This is a genomic window from Cellulosimicrobium cellulans (genome assembly GCF_007679345.1).
In the GTDB taxonomy this organism is placed as follows: Bacteria; Actinomycetota; Actinomycetes; order Actinomycetales; family Cellulomonadaceae; genus Cellulomonas; species Cellulomonas cellulans_A.
The window spans coordinates 247,512-274,045 of the sequence record NZ_VEGH01000001.1 but is presented as its reverse complement, the minus strand read 5'-3'; the positions used below and the strand labels follow the sequence as shown (position 1 = coordinate 274,045).

26 protein-coding genes and 1 pseudogene are annotated in these 26,534 nt (G+C 75.5%); 14 read left to right on the top strand and 13 right to left on the bottom strand.

The features are described 5' to 3' along the window. Positions 1–6 precede the first annotated feature (6 nt). Complete coding sequence (locus FS882_RS01320; RefSeq protein ID WP_158370005.1) at positions 7–378, bottom strand: STAS domain-containing protein; 372 nt, start codon at positions 376–378, stop codon at positions 7–9. A 103-nt stretch (positions 379–481) separates the two neighbouring features. On the opposite strand from FS882_RS01320, the gene FS882_RS01315 reads away from it, so the two are divergent. The 6 genes from FS882_RS01315 to FS882_RS01290 all read left to right on the top strand — a co-directional run bounded on the left by FS882_RS01315 (position 482) and on the right by FS882_RS01290 (position 6,159). Next, positions 482–904 carry a DUF3151 domain-containing protein gene (locus FS882_RS01315; protein ID WP_158370003.1) on the top strand — a complete coding sequence of 141 codons (423 nt, stop codon included), beginning with the start codon at positions 482–484 and terminating at the stop codon, positions 902–904. A gap of 186 nt (positions 905–1,090) precedes the next feature. After that, positions 1,091–2,377 (top strand): adenylosuccinate synthase, encoded by a 1,287-nt coding sequence (locus tag FS882_RS01310; RefSeq protein ID WP_158370001.1) that lies wholly within the window; start codon positions 1,091–1,093, stop codon positions 2,375–2,377. A 96-nt stretch (positions 2,378–2,473) separates the two neighbouring features. Continuing rightward, on the top strand, positions 2,474–3,523 hold the full coding sequence (locus tag FS882_RS01305; RefSeq protein WP_158369999.1) for an alpha/beta fold hydrolase: 1,050 nt from the start codon (positions 2,474–2,476) through the stop codon (positions 3,521–3,523). A 25-nt stretch (positions 3,524–3,548) separates the two neighbouring features. Next, positions 3,549–4,811, top strand: a complete 1,263-nt coding sequence (gene purD, locus FS882_RS01300; protein WP_158369997.1) for a phosphoribosylamine--glycine ligase — start codon at positions 3,549–3,551, stop codon at positions 4,809–4,811. Positions 4,812–4,967: 156 nt separating this feature from the next. Then, positions 4,968–5,186, top strand: a complete 219-nt coding sequence (locus FS882_RS01295) for an SCO4848 family membrane protein (protein ID WP_158369995.1) — start codon at positions 4,968–4,970, stop codon at positions 5,184–5,186. 49 nt (positions 5,187–5,235) lie between these two features. Continuing rightward, complete coding sequence (locus FS882_RS01290) at positions 5,236–6,159, top strand: phosphoribosylaminoimidazolesuccinocarboxamide synthase (RefSeq protein WP_158369993.1); 924 nt, start codon at positions 5,236–5,238, stop codon at positions 6,157–6,159. 42 nt (positions 6,160–6,201) lie between these two features. Here FS882_RS01290 and FS882_RS01285 read toward each other — a convergent pair whose 3' ends face one another. Continuing rightward, positions 6,202–7,209, bottom strand: a complete 1,008-nt coding sequence (locus FS882_RS01285) for an iron-siderophore ABC transporter substrate-binding protein (RefSeq protein WP_187365065.1) — start codon at positions 7,207–7,209, stop codon at positions 6,202–6,204. An 86-nt stretch (positions 7,210–7,295) separates the two neighbouring features. Between FS882_RS01285 and FS882_RS01280 the strand changes: the two genes are divergently transcribed. From FS882_RS01280 to FS882_RS01270, 3 genes are read left to right on the top strand one after another with little or no spacing between them, the layout of a single operon-like run. Next, a complete protein-coding gene (locus FS882_RS01280) occupies positions 7,296–8,360 on the top strand; it encodes a FecCD family ABC transporter permease (RefSeq protein WP_262347988.1) in 1,065 nt (354 codons plus the stop codon). Positions 8,361–8,365: 5 nt separating this feature from the next. Next, the gene (locus FS882_RS01275; protein ID WP_222848099.1) at positions 8,366–9,400 is read left to right on the top strand and encodes an iron chelate uptake ABC transporter family permease subunit; all 1,035 of its coding nucleotides are present in this window, start codon (positions 8,366–8,368) and stop codon (positions 9,398–9,400) included. After that, the gene (locus FS882_RS01270; protein WP_158369991.1) at positions 9,394–10,197 is read left to right on the top strand and encodes an ABC transporter ATP-binding protein; all 804 of its coding nucleotides are present in this window, start codon (positions 9,394–9,396) and stop codon (positions 10,195–10,197) included. Before FS882_RS01275 ends, FS882_RS01270 begins: the two co-directional genes overlap by 7 nt. A gap of 7 nt (positions 10,198–10,204) precedes the next feature. Here FS882_RS01270 and FS882_RS01265 read toward each other — a convergent pair whose 3' ends face one another. The 11 genes and pseudogenes from FS882_RS01265 to FS882_RS01215 all read right to left on the bottom strand — a co-directional run bounded on the left by FS882_RS01265 (position 10,205) and on the right by FS882_RS01215 (position 22,076). Beyond that, the gene (locus tag FS882_RS01265) at positions 10,205–11,143 is read right to left on the bottom strand and encodes an anti-sigma factor (RefSeq protein ID WP_187365064.1); all 939 of its coding nucleotides are present in this window, start codon (positions 11,141–11,143) and stop codon (positions 10,205–10,207) included. Then, entirely contained in the window at positions 11,140–11,715 is a 576-nt protein-coding gene (gene sigK, locus FS882_RS01260; protein WP_158369987.1) for an ECF RNA polymerase sigma factor SigK, read from the bottom strand. Before sigK ends, FS882_RS01265 begins: the two co-directional genes overlap by 4 nt. Positions 11,716–11,825: 110 nt before the next feature. Beyond that, positions 11,826–13,124 carry a hypothetical protein gene (locus tag FS882_RS01255; protein WP_158369985.1) on the bottom strand — a complete coding sequence of 433 codons (1,299 nt, stop codon included), beginning with the start codon at positions 13,122–13,124 and terminating at the stop codon, positions 11,826–11,828. Positions 13,125–13,208: 84 nt separating this feature from the next. After that, complete coding sequence (locus FS882_RS01250; RefSeq protein ID WP_147794605.1) at positions 13,209–13,445, bottom strand: hypothetical protein; 237 nt, start codon at positions 13,443–13,445, stop codon at positions 13,209–13,211. 259 nt (positions 13,446–13,704) lie between these two features. Further along, entirely contained in the window at positions 13,705–15,405 is a 1,701-nt protein-coding gene (locus tag FS882_RS01245) for a dipeptide ABC transporter ATP-binding protein (protein WP_158369983.1), read from the bottom strand. Continuing rightward, positions 15,402–15,914 carry a GbsR/MarR family transcriptional regulator gene (locus tag FS882_RS01240; protein WP_187365063.1) on the bottom strand — a complete coding sequence of 171 codons (513 nt, stop codon included), beginning with the start codon at positions 15,912–15,914 and terminating at the stop codon, positions 15,402–15,404. Before FS882_RS01240 ends, FS882_RS01245 begins: the two co-directional genes overlap by 4 nt. A 5-nt stretch (positions 15,915–15,919) precedes the next feature. Then, a complete protein-coding gene (locus FS882_RS01235) occupies positions 15,920–17,356 on the bottom strand; it encodes a serine hydrolase domain-containing protein (protein ID WP_158369981.1) in 1,437 nt (478 codons plus the stop codon). A gap of 80 nt (positions 17,357–17,436) precedes the next feature. Next, a complete protein-coding gene (locus tag FS882_RS01230) occupies positions 17,437–18,342 on the bottom strand; it encodes an ABC transporter permease (RefSeq protein WP_158369979.1) in 906 nt (301 codons plus the stop codon). After that, positions 18,335–19,261 (bottom strand): ABC transporter permease, encoded by a 927-nt coding sequence (locus tag FS882_RS01225; RefSeq protein ID WP_158369977.1) that lies wholly within the window; start codon positions 19,259–19,261, stop codon positions 18,335–18,337. Before FS882_RS01225 ends, FS882_RS01230 begins: the two co-directional genes overlap by 8 nt. Further along, positions 19,258–20,658 carry a M14 family zinc carboxypeptidase gene (locus FS882_RS01220; protein WP_158369975.1) on the bottom strand — a complete coding sequence of 467 codons (1,401 nt, stop codon included), beginning with the start codon at positions 20,656–20,658 and terminating at the stop codon, positions 19,258–19,260. The genes FS882_RS01225 and FS882_RS01220 overlap by 4 nt, the downstream gene beginning before the upstream one ends. Continuing rightward, positions 20,655–22,076, bottom strand: a pseudogene (locus tag FS882_RS01215) (ABC transporter substrate-binding protein). Before FS882_RS01215 ends, FS882_RS01220 begins: the two are co-directional and overlap by 4 nt. 485 nt (positions 22,077–22,561) lie before the next feature. Here FS882_RS01215 and FS882_RS01210 point away from each other — a divergent pair. The 5 genes from FS882_RS01210 to purQ all read left to right on the top strand — a co-directional run bounded on the left by FS882_RS01210 (position 22,562) and on the right by purQ (position 26,532). Next, positions 22,562–23,317 carry an FMN-binding negative transcriptional regulator gene (locus FS882_RS01210; RefSeq protein WP_187365062.1) on the top strand — a complete coding sequence of 252 codons (756 nt, stop codon included), beginning with the start codon at positions 22,562–22,564 and terminating at the stop codon, positions 23,315–23,317. Between the two features lie 72 nt (positions 23,318–23,389). Next, on the top strand, positions 23,390–24,874 hold the full coding sequence (locus FS882_RS01205) for an amidohydrolase (protein ID WP_262347987.1): 1,485 nt from the start codon (positions 23,390–23,392) through the stop codon (positions 24,872–24,874). 159 nt (positions 24,875–25,033) lie between these two features. After that, positions 25,034–25,471, top strand: coding sequence for a hypothetical protein (locus FS882_RS01200; protein WP_158369969.1), 438 nt, complete (start codon positions 25,034–25,036; stop codon positions 25,469–25,471). A gap of 78 nt (positions 25,472–25,549) precedes the next feature. Continuing rightward, entirely contained in the window at positions 25,550–25,837 is a 288-nt protein-coding gene (gene purS, locus FS882_RS01195; protein WP_154729127.1) for a phosphoribosylformylglycinamidine synthase subunit PurS, read from the top strand. Next, positions 25,837–26,532, top strand: a complete 696-nt coding sequence (gene purQ / locus FS882_RS01190; RefSeq protein ID WP_158369967.1) for a phosphoribosylformylglycinamidine synthase subunit PurQ — start codon at positions 25,837–25,839, stop codon at positions 26,530–26,532. Before purS ends, purQ begins: the two co-directional genes overlap by 1 nt. The last annotated feature ends 2 nt before the right edge of the window (positions 26,533–26,534 follow it).

Below are 26,534 nucleotides of genomic sequence, written 5' to 3'. Positions count from 1 at the left end.
GCGAGGTCAGGCGGGGGAGGACGCGTCCTGCGCGACCTGCTCCGTGCCGTCGCCCTCGGGCGCGGCGCACCGGTGGTCCGCGTCGATGCGGAACAGCTCGAGCGCCCCGCAGATCTCCAGCACGAACAGGTCCCGCGGGTCGGCGCCGCGCAGCACCGTGGCGCCGCCGCGCTTGCGGCTGGCGTCCGCCAGCGAGATGAGGAACGCCGCGCCGGTCGAGTCCATGAACGTCACGTCGCACATGTCGATGACGAGCAGCTGGCGGCGCAGGCCGACCACGCGGGCGGCGATCTCGGGGAACTGGTCGCGCTCGGCCAGGTCGAGGTCCCCGGCGATGACGAGGGTCGTCGTCGCGGCCGAGGTGGCGATCTCGATCATGGGGGGACCTGTCGACGAGGGGCGCGTGCTGGACGACTGTAACCGCGTCCCCGGTGCGCACGCATGCCGAGGTTCCTCGCCGACCGCCTGCGACACTGTCGGCATGACCGGAGCCAACCTCCTCGGACCCGAGCCCACCCGCCTCCCGGAGGACGCCGACGCCGACGCGCGCGCCGTCCTGACCGCCGGCGGCGACCCCCGGGACGCCGCCCGCCGCGCGCCCGCCTCGTCGCTCGCCTGGGCGCTGCTCGCCGAGCGGGCGCTCCGGGACGAGGGCGACCCCGTCGCGGCGTACGCCTACGCCCGCACCGGCTACCACCGCGGGCTGGACGCGCTGCGTCGCGCCGGGTGGAGGGGCCAGGGGCCGATCCCCGCGGACCACGAGCCCAACCAGGGCTTCCTGCGGGCGCTGCTCGCGCTCGCCGAGGCCGCGGAGGCCATCGAGGAGGACGAGGAGGCCGCGCGCTGCGCGCAGTTCCTCGTCGACTCGGGCACGTCCGCCGCGGAGGTCGCCGGGCTCCGCTGACCGTGCCCGCGCGGCGCCGGCACGCAACGGTGCCGGCGTCGCCCGGACGGTGATCACGCGGCTCCGCTAGCATTTCGGAGGTACTGGGGTCGCCTGCCGCCCCGTGCCCGGACCTCCCGCGCCCGAGCCACGCCGCTCGGCACCGCTGCGGGTGCCGCCGCGAGGCAGGGTGGGAGTGGTGATCACATGCCGGCCGTCGTGGTGCTCGGGACCCAGTGGGGCGACGAGGGCAAGGGCAAGGCGACCGACCAGCTCGGGTCGCGGATCGACTACGTGGTGAAGTTCAACGGCGGCAACAACGCCGGGCACACCGTGGTCGTGAACGGCGAGAAGTACGCCCTGCACCTGCTGCCCTCCGGCATCCTGTCGCCGGGCGTCGTGCCGGTCATCGGCAACGGCGTCGTCATCGACATCGAGGTGCTGTTCGAGGAGATCGACGCGCTGGAGGCCCGCGGGGTGTCCGCCGAGCGGCTCCTCGTGTCCTCCGCGGCGCACGTGATCGCCCCGTACCACCGCACGGTCGACAAGGTCACCGAGCGGTTCCTCGGCAAGCGGAAGATCGGCACGACCGGCCGCGGCATCGGCCCCGCCTACGCGGACAAGATCAACCGGGTCGGCATCCGGATCCAGGACCTGTTCGACGAGAACATCCTGCGGCAGAAGGTCGAGGGCGCCCTCGACCAGAAGAACCACCTGCTGGTGAAGGTCTACAACCGCCGCGCGATCACCGTCGACGAGACGGTCGAGGACCTGCTGGGCTACGCCGAGCGGCTGCGCCCGTACGTCGCGGACACCCCGCTCGTGCTGAACCAGGCGCTCGACGCCGGCAAGACGCTGGTGTTCGAGGCCGGCCAGGCCACGATGCTCGACATCGACCACGGCACGTACCCGTTCGTCACCTCGTCGTCGGCGACCGCGGGCGGCGCGTGCACCGGTTCCGGCATCGGCCCGACCCGCATCGACCGGGTCGTCGGCGTCGCCAAGGCGTACACCACCCGCGTCGGCGAGGGCCCGTACCCGACCGAGCTGTTCGACGAGGACGGCGAGTGGCTCCGGCAGACCGGCGGCGAGTTCGGCACCACCACCTGCCGGCCGCGGCGCACCGGCTGGTACGACGCCGTGGTCGCGCGCTACTCGTCGCGGATCAACGGCCTCACCGACCTGGTCGTCACGAAGCTCGACGTGCTCACCGGGCGGGACAAGATCCCGGTCGCCGTGGCGTACGACGTCGACGGCCGGCGGTTCGACGAGATGCCGGACGACCAGAGCGACTACCACCACGCGAAGCCGGTCTACGAGTACCTGGACGGCTGGACCGAGGACATCTCCGGTGCCCGCGAGCTCGCCGACCTGCCGGTCAACGCGCAGCGGTACCTGGCACGCCTGGAGGAGATCAGCGGCACGCGGATCTCGGCCGTCGGCGTCGGCCCGGGCCGCGAGGCGACGGTCGCGATCCACGACCTGCTGGGCTGACCCGCCCCGGGGACTCCGCCGGACGGAGGACGCGGTCCGCGCAGGTCCGTCGTCCCGACGACGCGGCGGGTCCCCGCGCCGGGGGACGGTGCCGGGGTGCGAACCACCCGTCACCGCTCCAGGACCCTGCTCCGCCGGACCGCGCTCGCCGTCGCGCTGGCCCTCCTCGCCCTGCCGCTCGCCGGCGCCGGGTACGAGGCGTGGTCGGCGCGCGGTGCCGCGGACCGCTACCCGCCGCCCGGCCGGCTGATCGATGTCGGCGACCACGCGCTGCATCTCGACGTCCGGGGCACCGGATCGCCGGTCGTCGTGCTCGAGGCCGGCAGCGGCGAGACGTCGCTCGGCTGGCAGGCCGTCGCCGACGCGCTCGCCGAGCGCACCACGGTGGTGGCGTACGACCGCGCCGGGTACGCCTGGAGCGAGCCGTCCCCGGAGCCGCGCACCGGTGAGGCGGTCGTCGGCGACCTGCGCGCGGCGCTCGACGGCGCGGGCCTCGCCGGCCCCTACGTCGTGGTCGGCCACTCCATGGGCGGGCTGTTCGCCCGGCTGCTCGCCGAGCGGGCGCCGGAGGACGTGACCGGCCTGGTGCTCGTGGACGCCCGGCCCGAGGACGATGCCCGGGACACCGCGGCGGTGCTCGCCGCGGAGGGCCGGCCCACCGACCCGCCGGCATGGGCCCTGGGGGCGCTGCAGCGCACCGGGGTGCTCCGGCTGTTCGCCGACCAGCTCCTGGCGGGCATGGTCGACCCGGCGGAGCAGGAGCGGTTCCTCGACGTCGTCGCCACCCCCGCGTTCTTCGCCGCGCGGCAGGAGGAGGCCGACCTGATCGGGTCGACCGAGGACGCCGTCCGCGGCCAGGACCTGGGCGACCTCCCGGTGCGGATCATCGCCCGGGGCGAGCCGCAGGACTACGCCGCCGCCGGGATCTCCGTGCGCGGCGGCGCCGAGCTGGAGCGGATCTGGCAGGACGGGCAGCACCGCATGCTCGCGCTCTCCTCGCGCGCCGCGCTCGTGGTCGCGGAGGGCAGCGGCCACCTCGTGCCGCGCGACCGGCCGGACGTGGTGGTCGACCAGGTGCTCGAGGTGCTGGACGAGGTGCGCGCGGACGGCGGCGCCCGGTCGGCGTGGACGGCCGGGCCGGGGTGAGCGCGACCTCGGTAGGGTCGGCCCCGTGAAGATCCTCGTCGTCGGGACCGGCGCCCGCGAGCACGCCCTCACCCTGGCCCTGTCCCGCGACCCGCAGGTCACCGGGCTGCACGCCGCGCCCGGCAACCCGGGCATCGGCGCGCTGGCCACCCTGCACGCGGTGGACCCGCTGGACGGCGCGGCGGTCGCGGCGCTGGCGACCTCGCTCGGGGCCGACCTGGTCGTCGTCGGCCCGGAGGCGCCGCTCGTCGCGGGCGTGTCCGACGCGGTGCGGGCGGCCGGGGTGCCGGTGTTCGGGCCGAGCGCCGAGGCCGCGCGGCTCGAGGGGTCGAAGGCGTTCGCCAAGGAGGTCATGGCCGCCGCCGGCGTGCCGACCGCCGACCCGGTCGTCGTCACCGAGGCGTCCGCGGCCGAGGCCGCGCTCGACACGTTCGGCGCGCCGTACGTCGTGAAGGACGACGGCCTCGCCGCCGGCAAGGGCGTCGTCGTCACCGAGGACCGGGCCGTGGCGCTGGAGCACGCGCTCGCGTGCCTGGCCAAGCCGGGCGGTCGGGTCGTCGTCGAGGACTACCTGGACGGCCCCGAGGTCTCGCTGTTCGTGCTGTCGGACGGGACGCACGTCGTCCCGCTCGTGCCCGCCCAGGACTTCAAGCGCGTCGGCGACGCCGACACCGGCCCGAACACCGGCGGCATGGGCGCGTACACCCCGCTGCCCTGGGCGCCGGAGGGGCTGGTGGGGGAGGTGGTCGCGCAGGTCGCCCAGCCCACCGTGGACGAGATGGCGCGGCGAGGCACCCCGTTCGTCGGCGTCCTGTACTGCGGGCTCGCGCTGACCAGCCGCGGCACCCGGGTCGTGGAGTTCAACGCCCGGTTCGGCGACCCCGAGACGCAGGTGGTGCTGGCCCGGCTGGCGACGCCCCTCGCGGGCGTGCTGCTCGCCGCGGCGACCGGCGGGCTCGGCGACCTGCCGCCGCTGGAGTGGACCGACGAGGCGGCCGTCACCGTCGTCGTCGCGTCGGCCGGGTACCCGGAGGCGCCGCGCACCGGCGACGTCATCACCGGGCTCGACGAGGCCGAGGCGGTCCCCGGCGTCCACGTGCTGCACGCCGGCACGGCGGCGGGCGCGGACGGCGCGGTCGTGTCGGCGGGCGGCCGGGTGCTGTCGGTCGTCGGCACGGGACAGGACCTGGCGGCGGCGCGCGCGACGGCCTACGCGGGCGTCGACCGCATCGCGCTGGCGGGCTCCCACCACCGCTCCGACATCGCCCGGGCGGCCGCGGAGGGCTGAGGCCGGCCCGTCGCCCGGCAGGCCGCGCCGCCGCACGGCGGGCAGCGGCGCCGAGCGCGGTGGTTCCCGTCGAGCGCGGTACGTGCTGCTGCCGCGCTCGGCGGGACCGACCGCGCTCGGCGGGCGGGGCCGGTTGCCCGGGGGATACTCGCCCGCATGGAGCTGCCCCTCGCCTGGTCCCTCGTCCTGGTCGTCGCCGGCGCCTGGAGCCTGCTCGTCTGGCCCCGGTTCGGCGCGCGCATCGCGAAGGACCCGCGGGCGCGGGACGCGCAGGGGCGGCCGACGCGGTTCCTCACCGTGCACCTCGTGCTCATCACGGTGTCGATGCTGCTGGGCGCGGCGGTCGCGCTGCTCGGGGTGCTCACGCTGGTCTGACGCCCGGACGCCCCGCGAGACAGCCCCGCCGCTGCGGCAGGATGGCCCCATGACCGCACCCACGCTGCCCGGCTGGACGCACACCTACTCCGGCAAGGTCCGCGACCTGTACGTCCCGGACACCACCCACGAGGCCGGGGCCGCGGTGGCCGAGGCGCACGGCGACGTCGTGCTCGTGGTGGCGAGCGACCGGGTGAGCGCGTTCGACCACGTGCTGCGCCCCGGCATCCCCGGCAAGGGCGTCGTGCTCACCCGGCTCAGCCTGTGGTGGTTCGACCAGCTCGCCGACCTGGTGCCGAACCACGTCGTGTCGGCCGAGGCGCCCGCGGTGCCGGAGGCCGTGCTCGGCCGGGCGATGGTGTGCCGGCGGCTGCAGATGTTCCCCGTGGAGTGCGTCGCCCGCGGCTACCTGACCGGGTCGGGCCTGGCGGAGTACCGCGCGACCGGCGAGGTCACCGGCATCCCGCTGCCGGCCGGCCTCGTGGACGGGTCGCGGCTGCCGGAGCCGATCTTCACGCCCGCGACCAAGGCGGAGCTCGGCGAGCACGACGAGAACGTCAGCCTGGACGTCGTCGCGAGGCAGCTCGGGCGCGAGCGGGCCGAGGAGCTCCGCGCCCTGACGCTGGCGGTGTACGCGCGGGCCGAGGGCGTCGCGCGGGAGCGCGGCGTGATCCTGGCGGACACGAAGCTGGAGTTCGGCGTCGACCCGACGACGGACGCCGTGACCCTGGGCGACGAGGTGCTGACCCCGGACTCCTCGCGGTTCTGGCCGGCCGACGCCTGGGAGCCGGGCCGGGCGCAGCCGAGCTTCGACAAGCAGTTCGTCCGCGACTGGCTGGCCTCGCCGGCGTCGGGCTGGGACCGAGCGGCGGACGGCGAGCCGCCGGCGCTGCCCGCGGAGGTCGTCGACCGGACCCGCGCCCGGTACCTCGAGGCCTACGAACGGCTGACGGGGACGCCGCTCACGGTGTGAGCGGCGCCCCCGCCGGGGCCGCGCCGGGAGGCGCGACGGGGCTCAGGAGCCGAGCGCGTCCTCGATGAGCGGCACGAGGTTGTCGAGCGCGTACTGCTGCGCGCCGACCGTGCCGAGCGAGTAGGCGGACTGCAGCTCGCTGCCGAGGATCACGGCGCGGCCGTCGGCGACGGCCGGGACCGCCTGCCACTGGGGGTCGTCGGTGATCTCGGAGGCGTCCAGGTAGATGGGGAACGCGACGATCAGGTCGGCGTCGAGCAGGTCGAGCTGCTCGGACGAGATGTCGACGCTGAACCCGGAGGAGGACACGGGCAGCCCGGCGATGGTCGGGGACTGCTCGAACCCGAGGTTCTCCATGAACTGCACCCGCTCGCTGCCCTCGATGTACGCGCCCCAGCCCTCCGAGGTGCGCGCGGCCGCGGTGAACGTCCTGCCCTCCCAGTCCGGGTGGTCGGCCCGGGCCTGCGCGAAGGCGTCGTCGAGGCCGGCCTGGAGCTCCTCGCCCTTCTCCGGGACGCCGAGGGCGGCGGAGATCAGCGCGAGCTGCTCCTCCCCGGTGGTGAGCCAGGTGTCGCCGCCCTCGGGCACGCCGACGGTGGTGGCGATCTCGGAGAGCCGGTCGTACCGGTCCTGGTCGCCGGACGACTTCACGTCGAGGATCAGGTCGGGCTCGAGCGCGGCGATCGCCTCGTAGGACGGCTCGAGGGTGTCGATGATCTCGGGCGACTCGTCGTACTGGCCCTCGGCCCACGGGCCCACGCCGTCGCCGCCGAACGCCAGCCAGTCGGACGCGCCGACGGGCTGGTAGCCCAGGGAGAGCGCGGTCTCGGCGTCGCCCCAGCCGAGCGCGACGATCCGCTCGGGCCGCTGCTCGACGGTGACCTCGCCGAACTTGGTGTCGACCGTGGCCGGGAAGGTGCCCTCGCCCGCCGAGGTCGAGCCGCCCGCGGCGGTAGTCTCGCCCGAGCCGGCGGAGTCGTCGGCGCCGGAGCACGCGCTCAGGGCCAGGACCGCGACCGCCGCGACGGCGGCGACACGCATGGACTTCATCGAAGGCCTTTCGTGGAGAGGGCCCGCGGCGACTTCGGGAACGGAGTCACGATCGGGATGCCGGAAGGTTAGCCTAGCCTCATGACGTGCGGGAACCCCGGGTGAGCGCGGTCGGCGCACCGCACCCCGCGACGGCCCGCCCGGCGTCGACCGCGCACGCCCGGCGCGGGGCAGCGGTGCTGCTGGTCGCGGGCCTGCTCGTGGTCGCGCTGGCCCTGAGCCTGGCCGTCGGCTCCCGCCCCGTGGACCTGTCCACGGTGTGGCACGCGCTGACCGGCGGGGACGTGCCGCCGGCGGACCACGCCGCCGTCGTCGGGCTGCGGCTGCCGCGCACCGTGCTGGCGGTGCTGGTCGGCGCCGGGCTGGCGGTCGCGGGCGGGCTGATGCAGGCGCTGACCCGCAACCCCCTGGCGGACCCCGGCATCCTGGGCGTGACGAGCGGCGCGGCGTTCGCGGTGGCGATGGGCGTGGTCCTGCTCGGCGTGACCCGGCCGTCGGGGTACGTGTGGTTCGCGTTCGGCGGTGCGCTGCTGGCGACGGTCGCGGTCTACCTGGTCGGCTCGGCGGGGCGGTCGAACGCGGGGCCGGTCCAGCTGACCCTGGCGGGGGTGGCGCTGAGCGCGGTGCTGACCGGGGTGGTCGGCGCGCTCCGGCTGACGGACCAGGAGCGGTTCGCGGTCCTGCTGACCTGGGAGTCGGGGTCGTTCCAGGGCCGCGGCTGGGACGTGGTCGTGCCGGTGCTGCCCTTCGTGCTGCTCGGGCTGGCGGTCGCGGGGGTCGTGGCCGGGGCGCTGAACACGCTCGGGCTGGGGGAGGACCTGGCGACGGCGCTGGGCGCCTCGGTCGGCCGGACGCGGGTGCTGTCGGTGCTGGCGATCACCCTGCTGGCCGGCGGCGCGACCGCGATGGCCGGGCCGATCACGCTGGTGGGTCTGATGGTGCCGCACATCGTGCGCTGGCTCGTCGGCCCGGACCAGCGGTGGATCCTCGGGCTGTCGGCGCTGGCCGGGCCGGTGCTGGTGCTGCTCGCGGACGTGGCGGCGCGGGTGCTGCTGTGGCCGGGGGAGCTGCCGGTGGGTGTGGTGACCGCCTTCGTGGGCGCACCGGTGCTGATCGCGCTGGTGCGGCGGCGGAAGGCGACGGGGCTGTGAGCGGCCTGCGGGTGGCGACGACGCCCGCCCCCGGCGCCCCGCCCCGCCGCCGGGCGGACCCCCGGCGCCGTCCCCGGGTGGCCGTGGCGTGCCTCGCGGTGGCCGCGCTGCTGCTCGCGCTGGTGGCGCTGGGGCTGGGCGACTACCCCCTGGGGGTGGTGGACGTGGTCCGGGCACTGGTCTCCGACCAGGGCTTCGCCACCACGATCGTGACCGAGTGGCGGCTGCCGCGTGTCCTGGTCGCGCTGGCGTTCGGCGCGGCGCTCGCGGTGTCGGGCGCGCTGTTCCAGTCGCTGACCCGCAACCCGCTGGGGTCGCCCGACGTCATCGGCTTCTCGACCGGTTCGTACACCGGGGTGCTGGTCGTGACGACCGTCCTGGGCACGGGCACGCTCGGCGTGTCCGCGGGGGCGCTGGTGGCGGGGCTGCTCACGGCGCTGGTGGTGTACCTGCTGGCGTACCGGGACGGGGTCCAGGGCTTCCGGCTGATCGTGGTCGGCATCGGCGTCACCGGGATGCTGCACGGCGTCAACGTGTGGCTGCTGCTGCGGGCGAAGACCGAGGTGGCGCTCGCGGCCTCGATCTGGGGCGCCGGGTCCATCTCGCTGGTCGGGTGGTCGCAGGCGCTGCCCGCCTTCGCCGTGCTGGTGGTGCTGGCGCCGCTGGTGTGGGTCGTCCGCGGCCCGCTCCGGCAGCTCGAGCTCGGCGACGACGCGGCGGGGTCGCACGGCGTGCGCGTCGAGGCGTCCCGGCTCGCCGTGGTCGTGCTGGCGGTGGCGCTGATCGCGACGGTGACGGCGACCGCGGGGCCGATCGCGTTCGTGGCGCTGGCCGCCCCGCAGATCGCGCGGCGGCTCGCCGGGTCGGCGGGGCTGCCGCTGGTGGCGTCGGCGCTGACCGGCGCGGTGGTGCTGCTGGCCGCGGACGTGCTCGCGCAGCACGTGCTGCCCACGGCGCTGCCGGTGGGCGTGGTGACGGTGGTGCTCGGCGGGGCGTACCTGCTGGCCCTGATCGTGCAGGAGGCGCGGCGGCGATGGTGAGTCAGGACCGGCTGCGGGCCGACCGGGTGACCCTGGGCTACGAGCGGAAGACGGTGTCGACCGACCTCAGCCTGGCGGTCCCGGACGGCTCGTTCACGGTGGTCGTCGGCCCGAACGCGTGCGGGAAGTCGACGCTGCTGCGCTCGCTCGCGCGGCTGCTGCGGCCGGCGGCCGGCGAGGTGGTGCTCGACGGCACGTCGATCCACCGGATGCCGACCAAGGAGGTCGCGCGCCGGGTGGGGCTGCTGCCGCAGACGGCGCTGGCGCCGGAGGGGATCACGGTCGGGGAGCTGGTCGCGCGCGGCCGCTACCCGCACCAGAACCTGTTCCGGCAGCAGTCCGACGCCGACCGCCGGGCGGTGGCGGACGCGATGGACGCGACGCGCGTGACCGACCTGTCCGCGGTGCCGGTCGACGAGCTGTCCGGCGGGCAGCGGCAGCGGGTGTGGGTGGCGATGGCCCTGGCCCAGGAGACCGGCATCCTGCTGCTCGACGAGCCGACGACGTTCCTCGACATCGCGCACCAGATCGAGCTGATGGACCTGTTCGCCCGGCTGCACGCCGAGGGCGCCACGCTGGTCGCGGTGCTGCACGACCTCAACCACGCGGCCCGCTACGCGACGCACCTGGTGGTGATGAAGGACGGCGCGGTCGTGGCGCAGGGCCGGCCGACCGAGGTGGTGACGGCCGAGCTGGTCGAGGAGGTGTTCGGCCTGCCGTGCCTGGTGATCCCGGACCCCCTGGCGGGCACCCCGCTGGTGATCCCGCGCGGCTCGGCGCACACCGCCGCGGACTGAGCGCCGGTCAGGCCGGGGCCAGGACCACCACGGGCTCGCTCGTCGGCTGCTCCGAGCCGCCCTCGGGCTCGACCGTCAGCGCGAGCGCGTCGCCGGTCCGGTACGCGTCCGTGCGGATCTGGAGCGTGCCGTCGGTGACGCCCGTCGTGCCCGCGGAGACCGGCGCGCCGTCCCGCATGACCCAGAGCTGGTAGACCTCGTCGGCGCCCGGGGCGTCGACCCCGCTCGCGGTGACCAGGGCGGCGTCCGCCGTGACCACCGCGACGGCGGTGCCGCCCGACGTCACCGGCGCGGAGACGACCTGGGCGCCCGGCTCGGCGAGCAGGGCGGTGATCCGGTCGGCGCGGGCCTCGGCCTCCGCGGCGCGCTCGGACTGCCGCCAGGCGACGGTCGACGGCACGGCGATCGCGGCGAGCACGGCGAGCGCCGCGACGGCGGTCGCCCAGCGGCGGCGACCCGCGCGGCGGCCGGCCGGCCGGGTGGACCCCGCGGGCCGGGTGGTCCCGCCGGGCGTGCCGGCGGGGCGTGCGGGTGCCGACGACGGGGCCCGCTCCTCGCGGGCCGTGCCGGGCGCCGCGGGGGCCGGCGCGGCAGGACCGGGTGCTGAGGCACCCGGCGCCGGGGTGGCCGGGCGCGCCGGCTCGGACGCCGGTGCCCCCGCCGCCGCCGGAGCGGGGTCGTCCTGCCGGGTCCGCTCGATCTCGGCCAGCACCGCGAGCCGCACGGCGTCCGGCGCCGCCACGGCCACGGCCTCGCCGAGCACCGCCGCGGTCTCGCGCAGCGCACGGGCCTCGCGCGCGGCGTCGGGGTCGCGCGCGATCAGGTCGTCGACGCGGGCGCGCTCGGCGTCGTCGAGGGCGTCGAGCGCCCAGGCGCCGAGCAGCTCGCGGGTGGCGGCGTCGTCGGGCCGGCGCTCGCCAGGGCGCGGCGGGGTGGGCGTGGTCACGCGGCCACCCCCAGGCAGTCGCGCAGCCGGGTGAGGCCGTCGCGGATCCGGCTCTTCACGGTCGGCAGCGGGGCCGCCAGCGACTCGGCCACCTCGCGGTAGGTCCGGCCGTCGTAGTAGGCGAGGACGACGGCCTCGCGCTGGGTGTCCGTCAGCCCGCCCAGGCAGTGCCGGACGCGCTCGGCCTCGAGGTTCGACTCGGCCTGCTCGGCGACGACGTCGAAGGCGCGCGGCCGGTCGGCGTCGAGCACCGCCTGGTCGCGGGTGCGCTGGGCCTGCACCGAGCGCACGCGGTCGACGGCCCGGCGGTGCGCCATCGTGGTCGCCCACGCGCGCGCCGAGCCGCGACGGGCGTCCCACCGGGACGCCGTGCGCCAGATCTCCACCATGACCTCCTGGGTGACCTCCGCCGCGTGGTCCGGGTCGCGGAGGACGGCGAGCGCCGTGCCGTGCACGGCGGGGGACAGCATGTCGTAGAGCGCCGGGAAGGCGGCGCGGTCGCCGTCGGCGACGCGCGCGAGGGCCTCGTCGGCCGTCGCGCGGGCGGCTGGGCGGGATCCGGGGGAGGACACCGCAGCAGTCTGCCGCACGGTGCCCGACCCGGCCCCCGGCGACCCGCCCGGCACGGGCGTGACGCCGGCCCCGACGGGGAACGGGGTCGGCGTCACGGTCTCCGGGCCCGTCAGGGGACGAGCGTGGCCGCCAGCGAGTCGATGGCGCCCGCGAGGGTGGACACGTGCATGCCGAGACCGGTCGCGACGTCGTCCGCCGGCAGCTCGCCGTTGCTGATCTGCTCGAAGAACGCCCCGGCCGCCGGGCGGTAGCCGTCGAGGTTCATCAGGGCCTCCTGCTGCCCGTCGGTGTCCCCGGTGGCGTCGGCGACGGCGTAGTCGACGAAGTAGCCGATGTGCTCGCGCCACAGGTCGAGGAACGCGGCGCCGTTCTCCTCGCCGGCGAGCGAGGTCACGGCGTCGGACAGCGCGACCGAGTTGGCGTCGAGCGTGGCGGCCGCGGCGGTGAACGCGGGGGACTCGACCCCGCCCTCGGCCGTGTAGGCCGTGAACACCGCGTAGGACGCCAGGTAGACGTGCTCCTGGAGCAGCGCGGTGAGCGCCGAACGGAGGGTCGAGGCGTCGTCCATCGCGTCGCCGGACAGGCCGGCGCCGGCGGCGAGGCCGGTCGCGATGGTGGCGGCGTCCATGCCGACGTGGTCGGCGGCGGCCTTCAGCGTGTCGGACGCGGTCGGCTCGCCGGCGGCGAGGGCGTCGATCGCGGCGGTGAGCGTCGTGACGTGCATGGTGAGCGCCTCGGCCACGGCGGCGGCCGGCAGGTTGCCGGCGCTGATCTGCTCGAAGAACGCGCCCGCCTGCGTCGTGTACCCGGCCAGCGACGCCTGTGCGGCGTCGGCGCCGGCCTGGTCGCCCGACTTCACCGCGACGGCGTAGTCGACGAAGTAGCCGATGTGCTCGTCCCACAGGTCGTGGAACGCGGTGCCCTGCTCCTCGCCGGCGAGCGAGCCCACCGCGTCCGCGAGGTCGTCGGTGTTGCCGTCGAGGGCGGCCTTGGCGGCCATGAACTCGTCGGAGTCGGCGCCCGCCGTGTAGGCGGTCGCCACGCCGATGCCCGTCAGGTAGACGTGCTCCTGGAGCAGCGCGGTCAGACCGGCGCGCAGGGTGGCGGCGTCGGAGTCGACCTCGCCGGCGGTGCCCGTGGCGGCGGCCAGGCCGGTCGCCAGGGTGAGCCCGGTCTCGGGCATGTGCGCGGCGGCGGTCCGGGCGTCGGCGAACGGGTCGCCGGTGCTGACCGGGGCGACGGCGTCCATGTCGCTCATGCCGGAGTGGTCCGAGCCGTCCATCGACGAGGAGGCGGACGGCGCGGTGCCGCTCGTCTCGTCGGTGCCGCTGCAGGCGGCCAGCGTCAGGCTCAGGGTGAGCCCGGCGGCCATCGCGGCCACGGCGTAGGTGCTGCGGGTGCGTCGCATCATCGCTCCTTGCGTCCCTCGGGTGTGAGTCACGAGGGGTTCGGAGCGGGGGCCGGCCCGGATGGGTCCGGGGCGGGTGAACGGCTACGCGGCCCCGTGCCAGGCCAGCGCGAGGACGACGTCCTCGGGCCGCTCCGCGTGCTCGGGCGCGGGCCCGCCGACGAAGCACTGGCACGGCCCGTCGCGGTGCACCAGCCCGGCGTGCGGACGGGCGACGCAGGGGGTGGGGCCGACGGCGGCCCGCAGCTCGTCGAACGGGGTCCAGGCGGCGGGCAGTCGCGTCACCGTCGCCGCCGGGCGGCCGAGGTCGTCGAGAGTCATGCGGTCCCACCTCCGTGCTCCAGACCTCCCGGGGGAGGTCCCTGCGGCGTCGGCCGGGCCGACGTCGCCCCGCGGGCCGGGTCGGCCCGTGTGCTGCTGTCCATCGGACGGTCGCACGGGTTCCTGTGGCGTCAGGCGCATCTCGGTGGTATCGAGCGGGTGAAAAACCGCACATGTGGTCGACATCACGGGCGAATCGGACGTCCCCCGGTGGCGGGGGCGGCCGCTCCGTGCAAGCAGCCGCCCGCGGGGACGCTGGTCAGCCGGCGAGCCGCACCGCCCGTCGCGCCGCCTGCGCCGCCGGGTCCGGCACCGGGGCCGCCGCCAGCAGCCGCCGGGTGTAGTCGTGCTCCGGCGCGCCCAGCACGCGGCTGCGCTCGCCCACCTCGACCACCCGCCCGCGGTGCATCACGGCCACCCGGTCCGCCAGCTCGTCCACGACCGCGAGGTCGTGGCTGATGAACAGGCACGCGAACCGGAGGCGCTGCTGGATCGACCGGAACAGCTCGAGCACGGTGGCCTGCACGGACACGTCGAGCGCGGAGGTGGGCTCGTCGGCGATCAGCAGCTCCGGGTCCAGCGACACCGCGCGGGCGATGGAGACCCGCTGCCGCTGCCCGCCGGACAGCTCGTGCGGGTACCGCGAGGCCCAGGCGGCGGGGAGCTCGACCCCGTCCAGCAGCTCGGCGACGCGCGTGGCCAGGGCGGTGCCCCGCAGCCCGGCGTGCACCCGCAGGGGCTCCGCGACGGACTCGCCGATCGTGTACCGCGGGTTGAGCGACGCGGCCGGGTTCTGGAACACGACGCCGATCCGCGTGCGGGCCGCGCGCACGGCGCGCGGGGTGTCCCGGCCCAGCCGGGTGCCGACGACCTCGACGGTGCCGGACGTGAGCGGCGCGAGCCCGAGGGCGCACCGGCCGAGCGTCGACTTCCCCGAGCCCGACTCGCCGACCAGGGCGAGCATCTCGCCCGGCTGCACCCGCAGCGTCACGTCGTCGACCGCACGGACCACCCGGCCCCGGCGGTTCCGGTACTCGACGACGAGGTTCTCCACGTTGAGCGCGGGCCGCTCCGCGGCGTCGGTGCCGGCCGGGCGCTCGTCGGCCCCGATCCGCGGCACGGCGTCCAGCAGCGTGCGGGTGTACGCGGCGGCGGCGGGGGCGTCGAACAGGTCGACGACGTCGGCCGTCTCCACGACCTCGCCGTGCCGCATCACGACGACCCGGTCCGCCAGGTCCGCCACCACGCCCATGTCGTGCGTGATGAGGACGACGGCCGCCGAGGTGCGGGCGCGCAGCCGGCGCAGGACGTCGAGGACCTCCTGCTGCACCGTGACGTCGAGCGCGGTGGTGGGCTCGTCGGCGATCAGCACCTCGGGGTCGCACGCCAGGGCCATCGCGATCATCACCCGCTGCGCCTGCCCGCCGGACAGCTGGTGCGGGTAGAACCGCAGCCGGTCCTCGGGGTCGGGCAGCTCGACCATCCGCAGCAGCTCGACGGCCCGGGCGCGGGCCTCGGCGCGGGACAGGCCGGGCAGGTGCCGGCGCAGGGTCTCGCGCAGCTGGAACCCGATCGTGAACACCGGGTCCAGGGCGTTCGACGGGTCCTGGAAGATCATCGCCACCCGGCGGCCCCGGACGTCGGACAGCGCGCGGTCGTCCAGGCCGACCAGCTCCAGGTCGCCGAGCCGCGCGCTGCCGGTGACCCGCGCGGTGCCGGGCAGCAGGCCGAGCACGGCGAGCGAGGACACGGACTTCCCGGAGCCGGACTCGCCGACGACGGCCAGCACCTCGCCGGCGTGCAGGTCGAACGACACGCCGCGGACGGCGTGCACGTCGGGGCTGCGCCCGCGGTCGACGCGGAACGTGACGGTCAGGTCGCGGACGGACAGCACGGGGGCGGCACCGGGGGCGGTGCCAGGGGCGGCCGTGGCCGCGCCGGGGGTCGGGTCGGTCGTCACGGTTCTCCAGTCCCGGCCTGCGCGTCGCGGTAGGCCTCCCAGTCGGCGAGCATCTTGCGGTGGTACCCCGCGAGCCACTCCATGTAGTTGCGGGCGTTGCGCAGCCGGCGCTCGGGCCCCTCCGCGGGCCCGCCGGTGAGGGCCTGGTCGAGGACTCGCTGCAGCCGCGGCAGGTAGTTCCGCTCGCTCGCGAGCCAGCGCCCCCAGATGTCGTCCTCGACGCGGAAGTAGTGGTTCCGGTCGCCGCCGATCGCGTGCCGCTGGATGAACCCGACCTCCACGAGCCGCCGGGTCGCGGTGGACACCGCCCCGGCGCTCGCGGTGAGCAGCTGCGCGATCTGCTGCGAGGACAGGTACGGGCGGTCGGCGATCATCAGCAGCCCGACCACGCGGCCCTCCATGCGGGCGCTGTTCGTGCCCTCCCAGGTGAGCGCGAACTGCTCGATCCACGCCAGCTGCTCCGGCGTCATCGTGAGGTCGGCGGCCGGTGCGGCGTCGTCGCTGGTCATGCCGGTCAGCCTAGGGACGCCGGGACCGGCGCACCGACGTCCCGGCGGCGGGTCATGCCGGTGCGCCGGCGGCGGAACTCCTCGAGGGGCCAGGAGGTCATGCCGTTGCGCACCGCGGCGATCGCGCCGTCCGCCGTGCGCTCCACGACCACGTCCTCGCCGGCCGACCCGAAGCCCGGCTGCCGGGTGGTGCCGAGCACGTCGCGGCCGCGGACGTGCAGCTCGTCGTACGCGGCCACCGGGTCCGGCGCGGCGGGGTGCAGCAGCAGGAGCCGGCCGCCGAGCTCGGCGATGTCGGTGATCCCCCACAGGGCGCCGAACCGCCCGGTGTACTCGGCGAGCGGCCGGGCGTCCGCGGCGGGCTCGGGCGCATCCGCAGGCGGGTTCAGCGCGAGGTCGATCAGCTTGATGAGGCCGACCGCGATCGCGTCCGCGGGGCCGTCGATCGCGTTGGTGAGGACGCTGACGACGAGCCGCTGCTCCGGGTCGATGTACGTGCGGGTGATGTGGCCCGGGTACCCGCCGGAGTGCCCGACGACCTCGCGGTCGCCGATGGTGTGCAGGTCGAGGCCGATGCCGTACCGCCCGACCTCCTTGCCGTGCACCTTCACCACCGACTCCTGCCGGTGCAGCAGCCGCTTGCCCGCGTCGGAGAGCAGGGACTCGTCGCCGGAGAAGTGCGCGGCGCCGAACGCGGTCATGTCCCGGGCGGTGGAGTAGAAGCCGGTGGCGGCGGCGAGCGCGCGGGTGTCGACGTGCTCGATGGTCTCCCGGCGGTCGTCGGCGTCGAGCAGGGCGGTGTGCCCGGCGGCGTACCGGTCGGCCAGCGCCTCGTCGTACTCGGCGCCGGTGTCGGCCATGCCGAGCGGGTCGAGCACCGCGGCGCGCAGGTGGTCGCGGAACGGCTCGCCGGTCACGGACTCCACGACCAGGCCGACGATCCCGTACCCGTAGTTGGAGTACTTGAAGTGCTCGTTCGCCCCGTACACCTCCCCGGCGTCGAGCAGCTCGGCCAGCAGGGTCGGCTCGTCCGGGAACGGCCCGTCGAGCTGCCAGAAGTCGCCCCGCTCGCCGTCGCGGATCACGCCGGCCTGGTGGCCGAGCAGCTCGCGGACGGTGCGGGACCCGAGCGGGGACCCCGCCAGCCCGGCGACGTGCGTCCCGACGGTGTCGTCCAGCCGGAGCCGGCCCGCCTCGACGAGCCGCATCACCGCGGTCGCCGTGAACGACTTGGAGTGCGAGGCGATCCGGAACAGGTGGTCGGTGCGCAGCGGCTCGCCCGTGGCGACGTCGGCGGTGCCCCAGGCGTGGTCGAGCACCAGGTCGTCGCCGGACCGGATCGCCACCTGGACGCCGACGGCGCGGCGGAACGCGCCCTGGAGGTCGACCCACGACGCCAGGTAGGGGGCGGCGGCGCGGAGGGTGGCGGTCGTGTCGGACATGCGGTGGGCCTCTCGGGACGGTGCGGGACGGTGCTCGGTGCGGGCGGTGCGGGGTGGTGCGAGGTGCGGGCGGCGCGGCGTCAGCCGCGGCCCTTCGGGTCGAGGACGTCCCGCAGGACGTCGCCGAGGGTGATCATCGCGAGGACGGTCACGGTCAGGAAGATGCTCGGGAACAGCAGCATGTGCGGGGACGTCTGGAAGTAGGTCTGCGCGCTGGACAGCTGCAGGCCCCAGGAGATCGACGGCGCGCGCAGGCCCAGGCCGAGGAAGGTCAGCGTCGACTCGGAGACGATGACCCCGCCGACCATGGTGGTGGCCACGGCGAGCACCGGGCCGATCGAGTTGGGCAGCACGTAGCGGGCGATGATCCGGCGGTCGCGCAGGCCCATCGCCTTCGCGGCCTCCACGTACGGGGCGTCCCGGACGGCGCGGACCGAGCCACGGACCAGCCGTGCCATGGTCGGCCAGGAGAACAGCGCGAGCACCAGGGCGACCGTGACGGCGGACCGGGTGCCGATCGACGTCAGGACGACGACTGCCCCGAGCAGGAACGGGAAGCCGAGGAAGACGTCGGTCAGCCGGGCGATCAGCCGGTCGGCGATCCCGCCGTAGAACCCCGCGGCGGTGCCGACCACCAGGGCGACCAGCAGGGCCACGGCGGTCGCGAGCACGCCGACCGTCAGCGACGCCTGGGTGCCGTAGATGACGTTGGCGTACACGTCGCAGCCCTGCACGTCGGTGCCGAACACGTGCTCGCCGCCCGGGCGCAGCGCGCTGTCGGACAGGTCGCAGGCCCGCGGGTCGGGCTGGCCGAACCAGCCGGCGAACCAGGACGGCGCGACCGCGATCAGCAGCAGCACGCCGAGCACCCCGGCGCAGAGCCAGAACAGCGGGCGGCGCCGCAGCGTGCGCCAGACGCCGCGCGGCGCGGCGGGCACGTCCGCGTCGACCTCGGTGGCCGCGGTCGCGGTGAGGGTGTCACTCATGGCGGATCCTCGGGTCGAGCACCGACGACAGCAGGTCCACGACCAGGTTCGTCAGCAGGAAGATGATGATCAGGGCGGTGGAGACGCCGACGACGGTCGGCCCCTCGTGCGCGCGGATCGCCTGGAACAGCAGCTGGCCGACGCCCGGCAGGTTGAACACGCCCTCCACGACGACGGTGCCGCCGAGCAGGAAGCCGAGGTCGATGGCCAGGAAGGTCAGCACCGGGATCGCCGAGTTCCGCATCACGTGCACGCCGACCACCTGCCGCTCCCGCAGGCCCTTGGCCCGCAGCGTCCGGACGAAGTCGGACTGCAGCGTGTCGACGACCGAGCCGCGCATGAGCCGGGTGACCGACGCGAGGCCGAACACGGCGATGACGGCCGCGGGCAGCAGGTACGAGGTCGGCCAGCCGTCGCTCGTCCCCGCGACGGGGAACCAGCCGAGCCGGACGCCGAGCACGAGCTGCGCGGTCACCGCGACGACGAACACCGGGATGCTGGTCGCGAGGATCGTGCCGGCCAGGACGAACCGGTCGCCCGCGCGGCCGCGGCGCAGGCCCGCGAACAGGCCGAGCAGCACGCCGAGGACGACCTCGATGCCCCACGCGGTCAGCGCGAGGGTGATCGTGACGGGCCACCGGGACTCCATGCGGCCGGCGACGGACTGCCCGCTGAAGTTGGTGCCGAGGTCGCCGGTGAACAGCCCGCCGAGGTAGCGGGCGTACTGCTGGAGCACCGGCTCGTCCAGGTGGTACCGGGACCGCAGCTCGGCCACGACGTTGTCCGGCAGCGGCCGGTCCCCGCCGAGCGACCGGATCGGGTCGCCGGGCAGCGCGAACACCATGAGGTAGATGACCAGCGTGACGCCGAGGAACACGACCAGGAGCTCGACCGCGCGGCGCACGGCGTACCGGCTCACGACGCGCCGCCCGCGGTCCGCGCCGCCAGCACCTGCGACATCGCCAGCGTGGCGCCGTACTGCACGCCGACCAGCCGCTCGACCGGCAGCACGGTGAGGCCGGTGAGCGAGTCCGCCTCGGCCACCCAGCCGTCGTAGACCTCCCGCGCCCGGTCGGTGACCCGCCGGACCCGCGCCGTGGCGATCCCGGCGTGCACCTCCGCGTCGAGCGCCCGCAGCAGCATGCCCCCGAACCGCAGCCGGAAGCACCGCACCACGTCCTCGTTGCTGAACACCTCGGCCGCGGTGGCGGCGCGGCGCAGCTCCGGGCGCTCGGCGCGCAGCAGCTCGGCGCGGCCGCCCTCGCCCATCATCGGCACGAACGCCTCGCTCGCCCGCAGGAACGGCGAGCGCAGGGTGAGGTCGGGCCGGGCGTCGTCGAGCAGCCGCGTGAGGGTCGCGCCGAGGTCGACCAGCTCCTCGCCCTTGGCCCGCACCACGTCGGCGTAGTCCGCCGGGGTCGGGGTGGTGTCGTCGGCCAGCGGGTGCGACCAGTACGGCAGCTCCGCGACCAGCGACACCGTGCCGTGCCGGCGCGCGTACGCGCTGGACGACTCGCCGCCGACCATCGTCGCCGCGGCCAGGCCCAGCGACTCGAGGTAGTCGTACTCCTCGCGGGTGCTGGACATGTGGAACATCGCGGGCGCGATCGACCGGATCGACGGCGACTCGGGCTCGCCGACGTCGAGCGGCAGGCCGAGCGTGCGGGGGACGGCGTGCAGCGCGTCGACGGCCCCCGGCACCTCCTCGGACAGGTAGTAGTAGACGCCGCCGAGCTCCGCGTTGTGCAGGCTGACCATGAGCTCCGGCCGCACGTCGTCGATCACGCGCATCAGGGCCTGGGTCTCGGGGATGACGTCGTCGAAGTACGCGTCCTTGTAGGCGAACGGGAACGTCCACTCGACCTGCTCGGACGGCGCGGGCCGGTAGAACCGCCGGGAGTACGCGGTGCGGTCCGACGGGTCCGCGAACCAGGACTCGTTGAGCCGGGTGCCGTCCGGGTCGATGCACGGGACGAGGTGCCAGGTGGCGCCGGACCGCGCGAGCAGGTCGGGGTCGGCGACCAGCTCGGCAGCGAGGTGCTGGAGCGTCCGGAAGCCGATCGGCTCGTTCGGGTGCACGCCGGCGAACAGCAGGTGCGACCGCGGGCCGGAGCCGACGGTGAACATCGGGATCGGCTCGCCCAGGCGCGAGGTGCCGATCCGCCGCTCGGTGACCAGCCGCGGGTGGTCGGCCGCGAGGGTGCCGAACCAGGCCAGCAGCTCGTCCACCGGGGGGAAGCCGGACATCGGGGGGACCCGGCGGGCCCGCTCGAGGACGTCCTCGAGCGAGCCCACCGGGAGGGTGCCCTGGCTCATGCGCCCTCGGCGAGGACGACCTGGGTGTACGTCGGGTTGCCGACCGCCGACGTGGGCAGCTCGGCCACCCGGTCGGACACCACGTAGGAGTAGGTCTCGAAGAACAGCGGCGGGGCCGGGAAGTCCTCGAGGATCCGCTCCTGCACGGCCGCGTAGGCCTCGGCCGCGGCGTCCGCGTCCACCTCGGCGTCGGCGGCCGCGATCAGGTCGGTCACCTCGGGCTCGTAGTACGGGATGCAGTTCGGGCAGCCGCCGCCCTCGACGTAGAACGCCCGGAGGGTGTTCTGCTGGCTCGGGTACAGCGCGCCCCAGCGGGAGAAGAACGGCCCGGCGATGTCGCCCGCGGTCCGCTTGTCGGCGAACTCCGCCCAGTCGGTGCTCGGGGTCGCGACGGCGTCCACGCCCAGGTTCTGCCGGAGCTGGTTGGCGATGGCCGTGTACAGCTCGTCCAGGCCGGAGCCGCCCGGGAAGTAGATGTCGATCGTGCCGTCGAACCCACCGGCCTCCTCGAGCAGCGCCTTCGCGCCCTCGGGGTCGTACTCGCAGTACTCCGCGCAGATGCCCTCGGGCGTGCCGGCCTCGACGGCCGGGGTCAGCGCGGTCGCCGGGGTGAACAGGCCGCCGTAGATGACGTCGTTGATGGTGTCCCGGTCGATCGCCATCGAGATCGCCTGGCGCACCCGGACGTCCGAGTAGCGCGCGTCCCACAGCGGCAGGCCGAGGTAGGAGATGCCGGCCGCCTCGAAGGTGTAGAGCCGGTCGCCGAAGTCGGCCGAGGCCTGCGTCTGGCGCGCCACCGGGACGCCCGCGACGTCGATGTTGCCGGCCTGGACGTCGGTGTAGGCGGTGGTGGTGTCGGTGTACGGCACGAACGTGATCGCGTCGACCGTCGGGGCGGGGCCCTGTTAGTCGGCGTACGCCGTGACGGTCATCTCCTCGTTCTCGGCGTAGTCCGTCTCGACCTCGAACGGGCCGTTGCCGACCGGGTGCACGTTGTACGCGTCGAAGTCGTCGAACGCGGACTCGGGCATCGGGTAGAACGCCGTCTGCGCCTGGCTGAGCTGCATCGGGAACTGGCCGTCGGGGCCGGTCAGCGTGACGGTGAAGGTCGTGTCGTCGACGACGGCCAGGCCGGACATCTCGGTGGTCGTCGGCTCGCCCTCGGCGGGGTTGAGGTCGGCGTAGCCCACGATGTTCGCGAGCTGGCCGGAGTTCTCCCACGCGTTGGGGCCGTAGGCCACCGCGTTCCACGCGTCCACGTACGACTGCGCCGTCACCGGCGTCCCGTCGTGGAAGGTCCAGCCGTCCTTCAGCGTGATCGTCCAGGTGGTGCCGTCCTCCGACTCGACGGAGTCGGCGGCGACGTACGTGAGCTCGCCGGCGTCGTCGATCCAGGTCAGCGGGGCCCAGACGGCCATGTTGAAGTCGAAGGCGATCGACTGCCGGCCGGGGATCAGCTGGATCGGGTCGGTCACGGCGACGCGGATCGCGCCGCCGCCCGAGCCCGTCGCGCTGGTGTCGGCGGAGTCGTCGCCACCGCCGCCGGAGCAGGCGGCCAGGGCGAGCGCCAGCACGGCGGCACCGGCCGCGAGCCGGATCCGGGTCGTTCTCATGGGTCCTCCACTGCAGGGGGAGCGGCGGCCGGGGCCGCCGGGGCGGGGGAGTGCACGGGGAGCGGGGTCGGCGGCTCTGCCGGGTGGCCGGTCGCGCGGCGTCGGGGGTGGGACGGCGCGGGCCGGGGGCCGGGTCCGTGCCCGGCGGCGGTGCCGGACAGTCAACCCCGGCACCCCGTGGTGGAGTCAATAGCCGGGATGCTGAGAGTTCAGTAGGCAATGAAAGTTTTACGTGCGTGACACAGGGCGAGGGTGCCGCCCGCGGGGTGCGTGGTGGTTCGATGGGCCGCGTGATCCACACGACCGACTACGTGCTGACCGACGAGGGACGCGTACGTGACCTGGTGCGCCGGCACGGGTGGGCGACGCTCGTCTCGGTGACCGACGACGGGCCGGTCGCGTCGCACGTGCCGGTCCTGCTGGCCGAGGACGTGGCGCTGCCGTCGGGCGGGGTCGCGGACGCGGCGGCGGGTCTGGCAGCGGCTCCGGAGGCGGCCCCCGCGGCGCGGCCGGCCCGGGACGCGCACGGCCTGCCCGACCGGTTCACCGTGCCGGCGGCCCCGCTCACCGTGCTCAGCCACCTGGGCCGGCCCGACGAGGTGCTGCACCAGATCGGCTCCGGCCGGGAGCACCTGCTGATCGTCGAGGGTCCGTACGGCTACGTGTCGCCCGGCTGGTACGGCTACGCACCGGCGGTGCCGACCTGGAACTACCTCGCCGTGCACCTGTACGGCACGCTCGAGCTGCTCGACGCGGAGGACTCGTACGCCGTCATGGCCGCGACCGTCGACCGGTACGAGGCGCCGATGCCCGAGCCGGTCCGGATGCCCGACGTCGAGGGCTACGCGCGCCGGATCGCACCCGGTGCCGTCGGGTTCCGGATGTCGGTGACGCGCTGGCAGGGCAAGGCCAAGCTCAGCCAGGACAAGCCGCGCGCCGTCGCCGAGCGGGTCGTCGAGCACCTCGGGACCGACCCGCACTACGCCGAGCCGGCGCTCGCGGCCGAGATGCGGGCCGAGCTCGACCGCCGCCCGGACTGGACCTGACGCGCGATTGACCCGCGCATGACCGCGGGCCGGCGCCGCCGCCGGCCCCTTCCCGAACGGAGACGCACCGCCGTGAGCACCGCACCGCTCGTCCTGACCCACGCCCGCCTGGTGGGCGCCGCCCGCACCGTCGACGTGCTGCTGCGCGACGGCCGGGTGCACGCCGTCGGGCCGGACCTCGCGCGCGGCGCCGGCGCGGGCATCGAGCAGGTCGACCTCGGCGGTCGCACCGTCATGCCCGGCCTCTGGGACGCGCACACCCACATGACCCAGTGGGCGCTCGCCCGGCAGCGGCTCGACGTCTCGGCCGCGACCTCCGCGGCGCACGCGATCCGGATCGTGCTGGACCGGCTCGCCGCCCGGCCGCTCACCCCGGGCGCCGCGCTGGTCGGCTACGGGTTCCGCGACGGCCTGTGGCCGGACGCCCCGACGGCGGACCTGCTGGACGCCGCGGTCGGCGACGTGCCGGTGATCCTGGTGTCCGGGGACCTGCACTGCGCCTGGTTCAGCACCGCCGGCCTGCGGTACGCGGGCGTGTCCGGACACGCGACCGGGCTGCTGCGCGAGGCCGAGTGGCTGCCGCTGACCAGCGTCGTCGACCACGTGCCGGACGACGTCGCCGACGACTGGGTGGCCGAGGCGTCCCGGGCGGCCGCCGCGCGCGGCGTCGTGGGCGTGGTCGAGCTCGAGATCACCGAGAACCTCACGCCGTGGCGCCGCCGGATCGCCGCGGGCAACGACGCGCTCCGGGTCCGCGCGGGCGTGTGGGAGCCGTACCTGGACCGGGTGCTGGCCGAGGAGCTCCGGTCCGGTGACGTGGTCGTCGGCACCGGCGGGCTGCTCCAGCAGGGCCCGCTCAAGGTGGTGACGGACGGGTCCCTCAACACCCGCACCGCGTTCTGCCACGACCCGTACCCCGGTCTGTCCGGCGCCGACGCGCACGGCGTGCTGTCCGTGCCGCCCGAGCACCTGGTGCCGCTCATGGCGCACGCCACCCGCAAGGGCCTGACCTGCGCGATCCACGCGATCGGCGACCACGCGAACACCCTGGCCCTGGACGCGTTCGCGGCCTCCGGCGCGCGCGGGTCCGTCGAGCACGCCCAGCTGCTCACCGACGCCGACGTGGCGCGGTTCGCCTCGCTCGGGGTGGTGGCGTCGGTGCAGCCCGAGCACGCGATGGACGACCGCGACGTCGCCGACCGGCACTGGGCCGGCCGCACCGATCGCGCCTTCGCCCTGGCGTCGCTCGCCGCCGCGGGCGTCGAGCTGGTGCTCGGCTCGGACGCCCCGGTGGCGCCGCTCGACCCGTGGGTCGCGATCTCCGCGGCCGTCGAGCGGGCCCGCGACGGGCGCGAGCCGTGGCACCCCGAGCAGCGGCTCGACCTGCTCACCGCGCTGCGGTCCTCGGTGGACGGGCAGCCGCTGACGCTCGCGGTGGGGGCTCCGGCCGACCTCGCGGTGCTCGACGCGGACCCGTTGTCCGCGGGGGCGCCGCTGCGCGTGATGCCGGTCGCGGGGACGCTGCTCGGCGGGCGGTGGACGCACCGGGGGTTCTGACGAGGGCCGGTGGTGGCCGGACGGGTCACGCGGTCGGGGGTGACACCCACCCACCCGGGCGGCGTCGACCGATCGGGTGGTCCGTCCAACGGGGCGTGGGTGGTAGCACCCAGACGTCCCAGGAAGCGGACCGTACCGGGTCGTAGCGTCGCGGCACATATGCGCCCTGACCTGCATGTCCTCGCCCCCCACGGCATCGGCTGCCGCACCGCGCTCGGGTACCACCCCCGCGACGGGCGCCCGGTCGCGTGCTGGGTCGTGCACCCCACCCGCCGCGAGCCGGGCGTGGTGCCGCGGCTCGAGCGGTACGCCGCCGCGCTCGGCCTGTCCGACACCGACGACGCGGCGCTGCGCGAGGTCGACGACTACCGGGCGTCCCTGACCGCGGCCGGCGGCTGGGCGACGCTCTGGGTCGGCGACGAGGTCGAGCTCGCGGCCGAGCACGACGACGCGTGGCTGGACGCGCTGCTCGACCGCGGCTGGGCCGTGGTGGTCGTCGGGTACTCCACCGACCTCGCCACCTCGGACAACCCGGCGATCATGGCCTATCTGACCGGCGGCGGGAACGCGCACGTCGGGGTGGTCCGGGCCGCCTGACGGACGCGCGCGCGGAGGGGCCCCGCGGGGTCGGTACGCTGTGACCATCCCCACCGCCGCGAACCAGGGAGCTCACCCGTGGGACGAGTCGTCGTCGATGTGATGCCCAAGCCGGAGATCCTCGACCCGCAGGGCAAGGCCGTCGCCGGGGCGCTGCCGCGGCTCGGGTTCGGCCAGTTCACCTCCGTCCGCCAGGGCAAGCGGTTCGAGCTCGAGGTCGACGGCCCGGTCACCCCCGAGGTGCTGGCCGCCGCCGCCGAGGCCGCGACCCAGGTGCTGTCGAACCCGGTGATCGAGGACGTGGTCCGCGTGGCCGACTCCGAGGCCGACGCCGCCGGCACCGTGCTGTCGGAGGGCCTGGCCTGATGACGAAGGTCGGCGTGGTCACCTTCCCGGGCACCCTGGACGACCGCGACGCCGCGCGCGCCGTGCGCCTCGCCGGGGCCGAGCCCGTCGCCCTCTGGCACGCCGACGCGGACCTGCGCGGCGTCGACGCCGTGGTCCTGCCCGGCGGGTTCTCCTACGGCGACTACCTGCGCGCCGGGGCGATCAGCCGGTTCGCGCCCGTCATGGGCGAGGTCGTCGCGGCCGCCGGCAAGGGCATGCCCGTGCTCGGCATCTGCAACGGCTTCCAGGTCCTCACCGAGGCGCACCTGCTCCCGGGCTCGATGATCAAGAACGACCACCTGCACTTCGTCTGCCGCGAGCAGGTGCTGTCCGTCGAGCGCGCCGACACCGCCTGGACGAGCGAGTACGCGCAGGGCGAGCGCATCACGATCCCGCTGAAGAACCAGGACGGCCAGTACGTCGCCGACGAGCACACCCTCGACGAGCTCGAGGGCGAGGGCCGGGTCGTGTTCCGCTACGAGGACGTCAACCCCAACGGGTCGCGGCGCGGGATCGCCGGCATCAGCAACGCGCGCGGCAACGTCGTCGGCCTCATGCCGCACCCCGAGCACGCCGTCGAGGCGGGCTTCGGCCCGGACGGCGCCCGCGGCCCGCGCTCGGGCACGGACGGCCTGCGGTTCTTCACCTCGGTGATGCGCGCGCTCGTCTCCTGACC